The sequence below is a fragment of the Xanthobacter luteus genome, from assembly GCF_040049235.1.
Lineage (GTDB): Bacteria > Pseudomonadota > Alphaproteobacteria > Rhizobiales > Xanthobacteraceae > Xanthobacter.
On the sequence record NZ_JBDZDO010000001.1, the window covers coordinates 371495 to 384526 of the forward strand.

Consider the following 13032-nt stretch of genomic DNA (forward strand, 5'->3'; position numbering starts at 1 on the left):
GGCACGGACCCCGCGGGCACCGCACCGAGCCGGCATCCCGGCATGCCCGCGCGCGAACCCGAACGGCCGGCGCGCGTCGACCGGGTCCGCCGGGGCACATCGCGGTCGCATCTTGGGAGCACGCCATGGCCCTCGGCACCGATTTCCTGCTCGACGCCGTGGTGGCGGAAGGCCTCGACCATCTCTTCATGGTGCCCGGCGGGCTGGTCGATCCCTTCATGCCCGCTTTGGCGCGTCAGCCCAGGCTCACCCCCATCGTCGCCGCCCATGAGGGCGGCGCCGCCTACATGGCGGACGGCTATGCCCGCGCGAGCGGGCGGTTCGGCGCGGTGCTCGGCATCGGCGGACCGGGGCTTGCCAACATGGCCACCGCGGCCGCGGCGGCAAAGACCGATTCCTCGCCGCTTCTGCTGCTCTCGGGCGAGATCCCGGTCGCCATGGAGGGGCTCGGCGAATTCCAGGACGCGAGCCAGTTCACCCTCGACGACACCGCGCTGATGCGCCCGGTGACCCGCCTCTCGCTGACGGTCGCGAGCGCAAAAAATCTCGGCCATGCGCTCCGCCACGGGCTCGCCGAGGCGCTCTCGCAGCCGCGCGGGCCGGTGCACCTTTCGCTCGCCCGCGACGTGCTCGAAGGCGACTGCGATGCCGATTATGCGCCGGTCTTGCCCGCTTTCGCCGCGGCGCCGCTCGACCGGGCGGCGGCCGAGCGCGCGGTGCCGCTCCTGGCCGCCGCGCCGCGCCTTGCGGTGCTCGCCGGCGCCGGCGTCGCGGACGGGGCGGCGGCCGCGGCGCTCCAGGCGTTCGCCGAGCGCTTCGCGATCCCGGTGGCGACGACGCTGCGCGCCAAGGGCGTGTTTCCCGAGGACCACAAGCTCTCGCTCGGCGTGTTCGGCTATGCCGGGACGCGCCATGCCACGGCGGCGCTCTTGTCCGACGAGATCGACGTCCTGCTGGTGCTCGGTTCCGGCCTGAACGAGCGCGACACCATGCACTGGACCCTGCGCCAGCGCTCCAAGGCTTTGTTCGTGCACGTCAACACCGCGCAGGCGGAGCTCGCGACCGTGGCCGGGGCGGACCATGTGGTGGCCGGCCATGCGAGCGCCTTCCTCGAGCGCCTGTCGCGGCTGAGCGAGATGGAGGCGGCCGCCTTCGCCCGGTCCCAGGCGGACCGGGAGGCGTGGATCGCCGGCATCATGGCCGGCCCGCGCCTCTACGACACCGAGAACTGCCACCGCCCGGGCAAGCCCATCCACCCCGCGAGCGCCATCGTCGCCCTGCGCGCGGCGCTGCCGCGCGACGCCATCGTGCTGGTGGATTCGGGCGCCCACCGCGCCTTCGCCGGCCATTACTGGACCGCCTACGGACCGGGCACCTACATCTCGGCCACCAATCTCGGCCCCATGGGCTGGGCCATCCCGGCGGCGATCGGCGTGCAGTGCGCCCGGCCGGACCGGCGGGTGGCCGTCATCACCGGCGACGGCTGCATGCAGATGCACGGCATGGAGGTGCAGACCGCCGCCCGCTATGGCCGGCCGGTGATCTATCTGGTGCTGAACAACGGCGCGCTGGGCAATGTCTGGCTCCGGGCGCGCCAGTACGGCGCCCTGCCCGCCGAGCTCACCAGCGTGGTGGACCACGACTGGGCCGGCTTTGCCCGCGCGCTCGGCGCCCACGGCATCACCGTCACCGACCCCGCCGACCTGCCCAAGGCGATGGAGGAGGCGGTCGCGGCCGGCACCACGGTGGTGATCGACGTGAAGGCGGACAAGGACTGCCCGACCCCGGTCTACGATTTCGCCGCCGGTGCCCACGCCTGGTCCTACCACGAGTGAGCGGGAGCAGAGCTCATGGCCGCCTTGCCCGATCCCACCGCGACCCTCACCGGCACCGGCCGCGCCATCTATGAGGACATCCTCGCCCGGCGCGCCGCCAAGGGGGTGCACTATCTCGGCCCCTACATCCCGCTTCTGAACCACCCCGAGCTGGCCAAGCTGATCGAGCAGCTGGGCTGGTTCTACAAATATGAGAGCCGGCTGCCGCGCGACGTCTACCAGTTCGTGGTGCTGATCCTCGCCAAGCGGTCCAAGGTCGCGTTCGTGTGGGACGACCACCTCGCCGCCGCGCGCGCCGCCGGCCTTCCCGAAGCGATAACGCGGAAAGTGGCCGAGAACGAACGCAACTTCCCGCGCCCGTTCGACACCGTGGACCAGGTGACCGACTGCGCCTTCGCCTTCCAGTCGATCCCGCAGGCGCTCCAGGACGAGGCCATCGCCGCCTTTGGCGTCGCGGGTCTGCTGGAGATCGTCACGCTGTGCGGCTTCTATTCCATGATGGCCATGGTGAACGGCTGCTTCGACGTTCCCTTGCCCAATCCCGACACGCGCTGAGGGATTTATCGAATGGTAATTTTATACGTCCTGGTCGTCGGCGTGGTCGCGACCGCCGCGCTCGATGCGTGGCAGCAGGTCTGCCGCCGCGCCTTCGGCCTGCCGATCACCGACTGGGGCCTGATCGGCCGCTGGGTCGGCCACTTCAAGGACGGCGAATTTTCCCACCCCGACATCGCCCGCGCTCCGCCGATCCCGAACGAGCGCCCGATCGGCTGGCTGGTCCACTACGCGGTCGGCATCGGCTACGCCTTCGCCTACCTCGCTTTCATGTGGCAGGTGGTGGGCGCCCCGCCCGCGCTGGGCTCGGCCCTGGTGTTCGCCGCTTTGTCGGTCTCGGTCACCTGGTTCTTCATGGAGCCGGTATTGGGCGCGGGCGTGATGGCGCGCAAGGTGCCCCATCGGACGACGGTGCTGGCGCACGATTTCTCCAGCCACCTCGCGCTCGGCGTTGGGCTCTGGGCCGGCGACCTGCTCGCTCGGCCTTTGATCGGCGGATAACGCAGGCCCGCAGCCGCGGCGCCGCGGCCGGGACCCGCGGGTTCAGCCTGCCGACATCCGGAGCGCGGTGCTCCGCCGCGCTCCCGGCGGACGGGCCGGATCAGTCCCGGCCGGCCCGCTGAGCCTTCAGCTCCAGCCGGCGCTGGTGCAGCAGCGGCTCGGTGTAGCCGCTCGGCTGCTCGCGGCCCTTGAAGACCAGGTCGCACGCCGCCTTAAAAGCGATGGAGGCGTCGAAGTCCGGCGCCATGGGGCGATAGAGCGGGTCGCCCGCATTCTGCCGGTCCACCACCGCCGCCATGCGCTTCATGGTCTCCATCACCTGCGCCGCGCTGCACACGCCGTGACGCAACCAGTTGGCGATGTGCTGGGAGGAGATGCGCAGCGTCGCGCGGTCCTCCATCAGGCCGACGTCGTGGATGTCCGGCACCTTGGAGCAGCCGACGCCCTGGTCGATCCAGCGCACCACATAGCCGAGGATGCCCTGGGCATTGTTGTCCAGTTCCTGCTGGATCGCCTCCGGCGTCCAGTTCGGGCGCACGGCGACGGGGATGGTCAGCAGGTCGTCCAGCTTGGCCTTCGCCCGGTTGCGGAGCGCGGCCTGCACCGCGTGCACGTCCACCTTGTGGTAGTGCGTGGCATGCAGGGTGGCGGCGGTGGGCGACGGCACCCAGGCGGTGTTGGCGCCGGCCTTGGGGTGGGCGATCTTCTGCTCCAGCATGGCCGCCATCAGGTCCGGCATGGCCCACATGCCCTTGCCGATCTGGGCATGGCCGGCGAGGCCGCATTCGAGGCCCGTGTCCACGTTCCAATTCTCGTAGGCACCGATCCAGGTGGCCTGCTTCATGTCGCCCTTGCGCACCATGGGGCCGGCTTCCATGGAGGTGTGGATCTCGTCGCCGGTGCGGTCGAGGAAGCCGGTATTGATGAAGGCGACGCGGCTCGCGGCAGCGCGGATGCATTCCTTGAGGTTGACCGTGGTGCGGCGCTCCTCGTCCATGATGCCGACCTTGATGGTGTCGCGGGGAAGGCCGAGCAGGTCCTCCACACGCGCGAAGATCTCGACCGCGAAGGCCACCTCCTCCGGCCCGTGCATCTTGGGCTTCACCACATACATGGAGCCGGCGCGGCTGTTGGCGCGGCGCCCGTTGGGACCGATGTCGGCGAGGGCGACGAGCGCGGTGATCGCCGCGTCCATGATGCCCTCGGGGATCTCCGAGCCGTCCTTGAGCAGGATGGCGGGATTGGTCATCAGGTGCCCGACGTTGCGCACCAGCATGAGCGAGCGGCCGGGCAGAACCAGCCTGCCGCCGTCCGGGCCGGTATATTCCCGGTCGGGGTTCAGGCTGCGGGTGAAGGTGCGCCCGCCCTTGGCGATCTCCTCCTTGAGATCGCCCTTCATCAGGCCCAGCCAGTTGCGATAGGCGACGACCTTGTCCTCCGCGTCCACGGCCGCGACGGAATCTTCGCAGTCCTGGATGGTGGTGAGGGCGGCCTCAAGAACGATGTCGGAAATGCCGGCGGCGTCGTCCTTGCCGATGACGCTGGCCCGGTCCACCACGATCTCCACATGGAGGCCGTTCCTCTTCAGCAGCACGGCGGAGGGCGCGGACGCTGCGCCGCGATAGCCGGCGAACTGGGACGGGTCGGCAAGCCCAGTGGCGCCGACCACGAGCGCGCCGTCCTTTACGGAAAGCGGGCCGGCATCGGTCCAGGACCCCTTCTCGAGCGGCGCGCTCTGATCGAGGAAATCGCGGCCCCAGGCAATGACCTTTGCGCCGCGGCCCGGATTGTAGCTCCTGCCCTTCTCCGCCCCCTCGCTTTCGGGAATGGCATCGGTGCCGTAGAGCGCGTCGTAAAGCGATCCCCAGCGGGCATTGGCGGCATTCAGCGCGTAGCGCGCGTTCATCACGGGCACCACCAGCTGCGGCCCGGCGACCTGGGCGATCTCGGGATCGACGCCGGTCGTGGTCACGCGGAAGGCTGGCCCTTCGGGCACCAGATAGCCGATCTTCGCAAGGAAGGCCTTGTAGGCCTCGAGGTCGATCGGCGCGCCGTTGTCGCGATACCACTGGTCGAGCGTCTTCTGCAGGTCTTCGCGCCGCGCGAGCAGCGCGCGGTTGCGCGGCGCCAGATCGTGGGCGATGCCGGACAGGCCGGCCCAGAACGCCTCCCCGTCGATGCCGCTGCCGGGCAGAACCTCCGTCTCGATGAAATCGTGCAGAACACACGCGATCTGCAGCCCGGCGCGTTCCACCCGGGCTCCCGTCCCATTTGCCATCGTCACCGTCAGTCACCCTTTCCCAAGGCGAGACCGCATCCTGAGGAAATGCCGGCCGCGATCGCGGCGGCGGCGGGCTCGCCTTCACCAGTCGTTATTGTTTTACCAGAAACTTCCGTCGCCTCAGCCAAGCCTTATAGGCCAAGCCGGCCGGGTCGTTCTACTCGTAAAGATAACCCACCGGGCTTCCCGCCAGCCGGTCGCTGCGCAGGTGCGACCGGGTGATGATCTGACCCGCCAGAGGGTCGATCTCAGCGCGCCGGATCGGGGTCCACATCTGGAGGTCCTCCATCCCCTCGAGGGGAGGCCGAGCTGCAGGATCTGCGTGTCCTCGCCGACATCCGCGAGGGTTAGGGCGCCCTTGCCGGCGGTGACGGCGTCGCCAGCCGCCGCGCGGATCGGTGGCGATGATGGGTCCGTCACCGGATCGCCGCTCGGCGCCTCGATGCCAAGATCTAAGCCAGTGCCATCTTGTCGCGACGCAAGCGGACCATCAGCATCAACAGGCCCGCCACCAGGAACGACGCGGCGAGCGCTATGGCTGTGGTGAGGAACTGGCCTCCGCTCCTATCCAGCAGGATGCCGCCAAGACGAGGTCCCAGAAAGCCCCCGAGGTTGCCCACCGCATTTATGAGGCCGGCCGCGGCGCCCGCCGCCGCCACGGGCACCGCCCGCGACGCCGCCGCCCAGAACGGCCCCTCATAGGACAGCGCACCGCCTATTGCGAGGCAGATGAAGAATATCCAAGCCACGACGAAAGACTGGCCGATCATTACCGAGGCAACGAGGCTGACCGCGGCCAGAACAAGCGACATCAGTACATGACGCTGGTAGCGCCGATTGCGGTCAACCCACCAACCGTTTGCCCCCATGAACACGATCGCCGTGACGTACGGCAGCGCCGCAATCAGCCCCACCGCGCCGAAACCCGCATCCGCGAGCGCCCTCAGCAAGGTCGGCAGCCACATGTTCAAGCCGTAAAATCCGACCTGGATGAAAAACGACACCGCCACGAGCAGCCACACGGCAGGCTCGACGAAGATGCGGCGGAATGAACCGCCCCGGCTTCACCGGAGGCCATTTGGTTTAAGTCATGCCGCCATGGCTGTCTCACCGAGCATGGCGTAGTAGCGTTTCTCGGCTTCGGCCGGCGGGATGTTTCCCATAGGCTCCAGCAGCCGGCGATGGTTGGCCGCGCATCTGAGAGCCCTGATGGCGAGGGTTCTCGTCCCGCGCCGTGATGATGCGGTCAAGTTGATCCTGCGTCGGCCGGCGATCCCGCTCCTTGCCTTTCCCGAGGCCGAGCCGCTTCAGGGTGATGGGCGCGTGACGGCGGGCTTCTGTCGACCGGCGCGGCGCGCCATGCCGAGCGCCCATTCCCCGGCATCCCTGCGGCGCAGGGATGCCGCGCTGACGGACTACCACTTCCGACGGATCAGGGCTCTCCAGGAGCCGGATTTTAGTTTAGTGAAGGTGGCCAATCGGTGTGCGCTCCGTGTGCGCTCACGCGTCGAAAAACCGGAAATTGGGGCGCGCCGTGGCGAAGAATCGCGCGCATGACCCGGCCCAACTCCTTGAAGCCACAACAATAATGTCGAACGATCAGTTATTTGGATTTTCCGTGGCGCCCATGATGGATTGGACCGACCGGCACTGCCGGGCGTTCCACCGCACGCTCTCGCGCCGGGCGCGGCTCTATACCGAGATGGTCACGGCACCGGCGGTGATCCATGGCGACCGCGCGCGCCTGCTCGGCTTCTCCCCGGCTGAGCACCCGGTGGCGGTGCAGCTCGGCGGCAGCGATCCCGCCGCGCTCGCCGAGGCGGCGCGCATCTGCGCCGGCTTCGGCTATGACGAGATCAACCTCAATGTGGGCTGCCCGTCGGACCGGGTGCAGGGCGGCAATTTCGGCGCCTGCCTGATGCGCGAGCCGGACCTGGTGGCGGACTGCGTGGCCGCCATGAAGGCTGCCGTCGCCGTCCCGGTCACGGTCAAGTGCCGCATCGGCGTCGACGAGCAGGACCCGGAAGAGGCGCTCGACGCGCTCGCCGACAAGGTGGTGGCGGCCGGGGTCGACGGGCTGATCGTGCACGCCCGCAAGGCGTGGCTGAAGGGCCTCTCACCGCGCGAGAATCGCGACGTGCCGCCGCTCGATTACGACCGCGCGCGGCGCCTCAAGGGGCGCCTGCCGGGCCTGCCGATCGTGCTCAACGGCGGCATCGCCGGCATCGCGGCGGGGCAAGCCGAGCTCGGCCCGCTCGACGGCATGATGCTCGGCCGCGCCGCCTACCAGGACCCCGAGCTCCTGCTCGGCGTCGATCGCGCGCTGTTCGGCGAGGAGCCGCCCCACGCCGACGCGTTCGCCGCCGTCGCGGCGTTCGAGCCTTACATCGCCGCGCATCTCGAAGCGGGCGGGCGGCTGCCCGACGTCACCCGCCACATGCTGGGCCTGTTCACCGGCCGGCGCGGCGCGCGGCTCTATCGCCGCCGGCTCGCCACCGAGGCGATCCGCCCCGGCGCCGGCCTCGCGGTGCTGCGCGCGGCGGTCGACGAGGTGCGCCGCCGCGCCGAGCCGGCGGCCGCTTGAGGCCTCAAGCCCCGCGCTTTCGCGCAGCTGGGTTGCGGCAATTGCGCTGGACAGGCTGCCGGTTTGGGCGCACAGGGCGACCTTCCCTCCCTTCGCCCGAGACCCCATGCCCTGGAACGAGATCGTCTTCCTCGCCCTGGCTCTCTTGGCCGGGGGCGTCGTCACCGGCGTGCTGGCCGGCATGTTCGGCGTCGGGGGCGGTGGCGTGATGGTGCCCGTGCTCTACGAGGTGTTCCGCGCCGTGGGGGTGGACGAGAGCCTGCGCATGCAATTGTGCATCGGCACCTCGCTCGCGGTCATCATCCCCACCTCCTACATGTCCTACCGCGCCCATGCGGCGCGCGGCGCGGTGCTGCCCGGCGTGCTCGCGAGCTGGCGCCTGCCGGCGATCGGCGGGATGCTGACCGGAACCGCGATCGCCGCGGTGGTGGACGGCTGGGTGCTGCAGGCGATCTTCGTCGGCATCATCGGCGTGCTCGGCGTCAAGAGCGTGGTCGGCCGCAACGACATCCGCATCGCCGGCCAGCTTCCCGGCAAGATGGGCCTCGGGGTGATCGGCTACTTCCTCGGCCTCGCCGCGTCATTGGTGGGGATTTCCGGCGGCGGAGTGGCCACCAACATCCTGCTGCTCTACGGCGTGCCGATCCATGCGGCGGTGGCGACCTCGGCCGGCATCGGCATGATCATCCCCATCCCCGGCGTCATCGGCTACGCGGTGGCCGGCTGGCCCCATATGTCGGAGCTGCCGCCGCTGTCGCTGGGCTACGTCTCGGTGATCGGCTTCCTGTGCATGGCGCCGCTGAGCATGGTGTTCGCGCCCTATGGCGCCCGGCTCGCCCACCGGCTGCCGCACCGCGCCCTGGAGGTGGGGATCGGCCTGTTCTTCCTGCTGATCGCCGCGCGGTTCTTTCTCGCTCTGGTGTGGGCCTGAGCGGTCACCAGCGGTGCTTGAAGCCGGCGGTGACGCTCTTGGCGATCTCCGAGCCCGTATCCGAGACGCTCGTCGTCACGTTGAAGCCCTTGGCGAGCTCCTGCTGCGCGCTCACCGAGGGCAGCCAGCCGGCCTGGTCCTGGGTGGTCTTGGCGCCGACCGAGACGGTGGTGCGGGTGTCCTCGTGCTTGACGCTCAGCGACTTGTCGGTCTCCCAGGACTCGCTCGCGGCGCCGCGCGCGAACGAATAGCTGTCCTTCAGCGTCGCCGTCAGCCCGCCGCCGATGCCCACCGAGCGGGTGAGGCTGGTGGCGACCTTGCTGGTCTCGTCCGCAGGATTGACCGCGACGTCCACCGCGCCGTTTTGCCAGAACAGCCAGTCCGGCAGCGCCTTCACCGCGACCTTGGCATAAGCGGAGCCGGAGAGCGTCGCCTGACCGGCGGCCGGATCGGCCATCGGATCGACCGAAGGCTCGCTCACCGACAGGCCGACCTTGGTGCCGAGATCTGCCACCTCGTTGGAGAAATCGAGGGAGGCGGAGCCGTCCTTGTTTTCCGTGCGCTTCGATTCGCTCTTGGTCTGGGCGAGAGCCGGGGCGGCGGCGACGGTGGCGAGCACGGCGAGCAGGATCACGGCGCGGCCGCCGCGGCGGCACGAAGGCAAAGGCATGGGGCGTCTCCGGAAGGCCACCGTTCGGCGCGCTGCGTGAGTGCCGGACGAGGGACCCGCGCGCGCCTTGCGGCACTGCCCGGCCCCCCGGCCGCTTCGTTCCAGCACAGCACTCCCAGATCCATGGGGAGAAGTTGTGGCAGAAGTTCCCCGCGCACGGCAATTTTCGCCATGCGCTTTGCGCATGGCTCGGGCCGCGCCTTTCCCGCCGCCCCGCTTGCAGCCGCGCGGCGCGCGCCCTATCCCCGGCCGGGGAGGACCAGATGACGAGCCCGAAAGACTTTTCCGCCGACGAGACCCTGAGCCTGATGGCCCGCATCGCCGACGCGCTGGAGCGCATCGCTCCGGCGCGGCCGCAGGCGCCCGACTTCGACGCCGCCGACGCCTTCGTCTGGCAGACCGCGCCCGGGCGCTTCGAGCCGGTGCCGCGCGTCAACCGCGTCGAGATGGACCTGCTTCAGGGCATCGACCGGGTGCGCGACCAGCTGATGGAGAACACGCTGCGTTTCGCGCGCGGCCTGCCCGCCAACAACGCTTTGCTGTGGGGCGCGCGCGGCATGGGCAAGAGCTCGCTCGTGAAAGCCGCACACGCCACCACCAACACGCTGGTGCAGGATGCCTCGGGCGCGCGGCTCAAGCTGGTGGAGATCCACCGGGAGGACATCGAGACCCTGCCCGCTCTGATGGCGCTGGCGCGCGCCTCCAAGCACCGTTTCATCGTGTTCTGCGACGACCTTTCGTTCGACGCCGACGACACCTCCTACAAGTCGCTGAAGGCGGTGCTGGAGGGCGGCATCGAGGGGCGGCCGGACAACGTCATCTTCTACGCCACCTCCAACCGGCGCCATCTGCTGCCGCGCGACATGATGGAGAACGAGCGCTCCACCGCCATCAATCCCGGCGAGGCGGTGGAAGAGAAGGTCTCGCTCTCCGACCGGTTCGGCCTGTGGCTCGGCTTCCACAAGTGCAGCCAGGACGAGTACCTCGCCATGGTCGCGGCCTATGTGGCGCATCACGGCCTGCCGGTGGGCGAAGAGCAATGGCGCCGCGAGGCGCTGGAATGGGCCACCACCCGCGGCTCCCGCTCCGGCCGCACCGCGTTCCAGTTCGTGCAGGACCTCGCCGGCCGCACCGGCACGCGGCTCAAGAGCGCCTGAGGAAGCCGAGGCGTCACCCTGGCGATGCAAAAGGGGCGCCCGATCGGGCGCCCCTGTGTGGTCGGGCGGCCCCGTAACCGCGATACCATGCGCGGAGGCCGCGCGCGGCCTCAGTTCTTGTTGACGATGCAGTCGCCGCCCTGCCCGCGCAGCGCCTGGCACAGATCGTTGGCCTGGTCGCGGGAGGCGAACGGGCCGACCTGAGCGCGGTAGAACACGCCGCGCTCGCCGAGATCCGCCTTCCGCACCTGCGCCGTGTAGCTGCCGAGCAGGCTCGGATACTTGGCCTGGAGCGCCTTCCAGGAGCCTTGCGCATCCGCCTCGGAGCGCTGGGAGGCCACCTGCACCACATAGCTGCCGCTCGCCGCCACGGGCGGCGCGACCGCGCCGGTCTGGGCCGGCGCCGCGCCGGGCGCGGCGGATCCGGGGCTCTGGACCGGTGCGAAGGCGGTCAGCGAGGACCCCGCCGGGGCGGCCGTTCCGCCAGCGGGCGCGGCCATGGTGCCGTCGGGGCGCACCGCATAGGTCTTCACCCGCTTGGGCTCGCCCTGCCCGGTGGCGCCCGCGCCGGCGCGCGTGGCGGCGGTCACTTCAACCGGGCTCTCCTCGCGGGTCACCAGGCGCTCGTTGGGACTGCCGCCGGCGCCGAGACGCTCGGTGATCAGCTTGCCCTGGCTGTCGGCGGTGGGCGGAGTCACGGTCTTCACCGGCGCGCTGTCGGCGCGGATCACCTCGGGCGTGGCGGAGCCGAACGTGGTCTCGCCCACCGCCATGCGATAGGCGAAGAAGGTCGCCGCGCCGGCGACCGCGAGGCCGAGCACGCTCGCCACCATGAGCAGGGCCATGCGGCCCTTCCTGCGGCGCGGCTCGCTCTCGTAGATGTCCTCGCCGTGGGGCGGCATGTAGCCGTCGTCGGCGAACTGCGGATCGTAGGCGTCGTCGTAATCGTCGTAGCTGTTGTCGTCGCGGCGATCGGTGGAATAGGCGTAGGCCGCCTCGCCGGCCCGGTCATGGCTCGCACGCCCCCGGGCGGCATCGGCCCCGCGGGCATAGGCCCTCGGATCCTGGGGCTTGGCGCCGTGGCCGTCGTCATAGGCCTCGTCGTCATAGTCGTCGTCGTAATCGTCCGTGTCGTAGGCCGGCGCCGGCGGCACGTGGCGCTCGGCGCCGCGCGCCGGCGCCTGGAGCGCGACCGCCTGTCCCTTCGCCCCTTGCCCCCTGCTGGCCTGCCCCGGGGTGGCATAGGCGTGGGCGGCGTGGGCGGCATAGGCCTGGCCATCGGGGGCGCGCCGCGCCTCGCCGCGTGCGGCCGCGGCGGGAATCGGAAGCGCCGCACGCGGGCTGGCGCCGCTCTGGGGCGCGCGGGAAGCCACGGACCGGCTGTCGTAGGCCCGCGCGTCCGCGGCGCGCGGATCGGCAGCGCGCGGAGCCGGAGCGCGCGCGTCGGCGCGCGGCGCCACGGCCGGCGGCGCATAATCGTCGTCGTCCTCGGCGTCATAGCCGCGGGCGCGGTCGTCGTCCTCGTAATCGTCGTCATCGCCGTCGTCATAGGACGCGGCGGCCGGCCGGGAGGCATAGCCATTGGCCTGCGCCGGGCTTGGCAGCGACGGCGGGCGGGCGAGCGAGCCGTATCCGGAGCGCACGGCCGGCGAGGCTGGTGCCGCGGCGGCGCGCAGCGGCGCTGCAGCCGCAGAATAGGCCGCGCCGGCACGGGGCGCGGGAAGCTGGGCCGGTCGCGACGGGGCGGCGTAGACGTCATCGTCCTCGTCGTCATAGCGGCCGGCGCCGGAGGGCGCCGCGCCACGGCCATCGGCCGCGCGGCCATAGGCCGACGATGCGGGGGCGGCGGACCGGCCGCTCAAAGAAGCAGGATCGCCATAGCCGCCGGCGCGCCCATAGGCGTCGCCGCGCGAGGCGGGAAGCGGCGCCGGCTGGCGCGCGGGGGCCACGGCGGCGCTCCAGCGATCGCCCTCGTCGTCCTCCTCGTCCTCCTCGTCCTCCGCGTCCCGCCCATGGTCGTCATCGGCACGGTCGGCGTCGAGGTCCTCGTCGGTGTCGTAATCGTCGTAGTCGTCGTCCTCGGCAGAGGACGCATTCGCGCCCTTGCGTTCGAGGTCGGAGAATTCCGCGAAGGGGTCCTGGTCGCCGATGAGGCGGGCGAGCTCGGCGAGCGAATCCTTGTTCTCGGCGGGGTTCTCGCCGGGACGGCCGGCGCCGCGCGGCGGCTCGGGCGCGCGGGAATATCTCTGCCCGTGGACGGCTTGCGTCTCGGCACGGCCGGGATCGGCCCGTCCGGATTCCCCTCGCCCGGCGTCGCGGGTCGCGCCGCCCGCATAAGCGGCGCCCGAATTCACGCCGCGGGACGCCATGTCCCCGCGATCGAGGCTGCGAACCTCCGGCATCGGCGCGCGCTGCGGCGCTGTCCGCGCATAGCGCGTGTCCGTGGCGGATCCTCCGCCGGCCATGCCGTCGTCACGCCGGTAGCGGAACCTGCTTTCCTCGACCATGTCGCCTCGAT

General features: G+C 70.7%; 10 protein-coding genes. 6 read left to right on the forward strand and 4 right to left on the reverse strand.

The window, feature by feature from the left end; all coding sequences use genetic code 11:
- The first annotated feature begins 125 nt into the window (after positions 1-125).
- Genes ABLE88_RS01890 through ABLE88_RS01900 form a run of 3 tightly spaced genes read left to right on the forward strand, consistent with a single transcriptional unit; the run spans position 126 to position 2891 of the window.
- Entirely contained in the window at positions 126-1835 is a 1710-nt protein-coding gene (locus ABLE88_RS01890; RefSeq protein ID WP_348829689.1) for a thiamine pyrophosphate-binding protein, read from the forward strand.
- Positions 1836-1850: 15 nt separating this feature from the next.
- Entirely contained in the window at positions 1851-2390 is a 540-nt protein-coding gene (locus ABLE88_RS01895) for a carboxymuconolactone decarboxylase (RefSeq protein WP_348829690.1), read from the forward strand.
- 12 nt (positions 2391-2402) lie between these two features.
- The gene (locus ABLE88_RS01900) at positions 2403-2891 is read left to right on the forward strand and encodes a DUF2938 family protein (RefSeq protein ID WP_348829692.1); all 489 of its coding nucleotides are present in this window, start codon (positions 2403-2405) and stop codon (positions 2889-2891) included.
- A 100-nt stretch (positions 2892-2991) separates the two neighbouring features.
- Here ABLE88_RS01900 and ABLE88_RS01905 read toward each other — a convergent pair whose 3' ends face one another.
- Both ABLE88_RS01905 and ABLE88_RS01910 read right to left on the reverse strand, forming a co-directional pair.
- On the reverse strand, positions 2992-5169 hold the full coding sequence (locus tag ABLE88_RS01905; RefSeq protein ID WP_348829694.1) for a malate synthase G: 2178 nt from the start codon (positions 5167-5169) through the stop codon (positions 2992-2994).
- 455 nt (positions 5170-5624) lie between these two features.
- Positions 5625-6212, reverse strand: a complete 588-nt coding sequence (locus ABLE88_RS01910; protein WP_348831060.1) for an MFS transporter — start codon at positions 6210-6212, stop codon at positions 5625-5627.
- Positions 6213-6760: 548 nt separating this feature from the next.
- Between ABLE88_RS01910 and dusA the strand changes: the two genes are divergently transcribed.
- On the forward strand, positions 6761-7756 hold the full coding sequence (dusA, locus tag ABLE88_RS01915) for a tRNA dihydrouridine(20/20a) synthase DusA (protein WP_348829696.1): 996 nt from the start codon (positions 6761-6763) through the stop codon (positions 7754-7756).
- Between the two features lie 106 nt (positions 7757-7862).
- On the forward strand, positions 7863-8687 hold the full coding sequence (locus ABLE88_RS01920; RefSeq protein ID WP_348829697.1) for a sulfite exporter TauE/SafE family protein: 825 nt from the start codon (positions 7863-7865) through the stop codon (positions 8685-8687).
- A 4-nt stretch (positions 8688-8691) separates the two neighbouring features.
- Here ABLE88_RS01920 and ABLE88_RS01925 read toward each other — a convergent pair whose 3' ends face one another.
- Positions 8692-9357, reverse strand: a complete 666-nt coding sequence (locus ABLE88_RS01925; RefSeq protein WP_348829698.1) for a hypothetical protein — start codon at positions 9355-9357, stop codon at positions 8692-8694.
- Positions 9358-9620: 263 nt separating this feature from the next.
- Here ABLE88_RS01925 and ABLE88_RS01930 point away from each other — a divergent pair, with 263 nt between their 5' ends.
- The gene (locus ABLE88_RS01930; RefSeq protein WP_348829700.1) at positions 9621-10514 is read left to right on the forward strand and encodes an ATP-binding protein; all 894 of its coding nucleotides are present in this window, start codon (positions 9621-9623) and stop codon (positions 10512-10514) included.
- 110 nt (positions 10515-10624) lie between these two features.
- Here ABLE88_RS01930 and ABLE88_RS01935 read toward each other — a convergent pair whose 3' ends face one another.
- Positions 10625-12883 (reverse strand): SPOR domain-containing protein, encoded by a 2259-nt coding sequence (locus ABLE88_RS01935; protein WP_348829702.1) that lies wholly within the window; start codon positions 12881-12883, stop codon positions 10625-10627.
- Positions 12884-13032 lie beyond the last annotated feature (149 nt).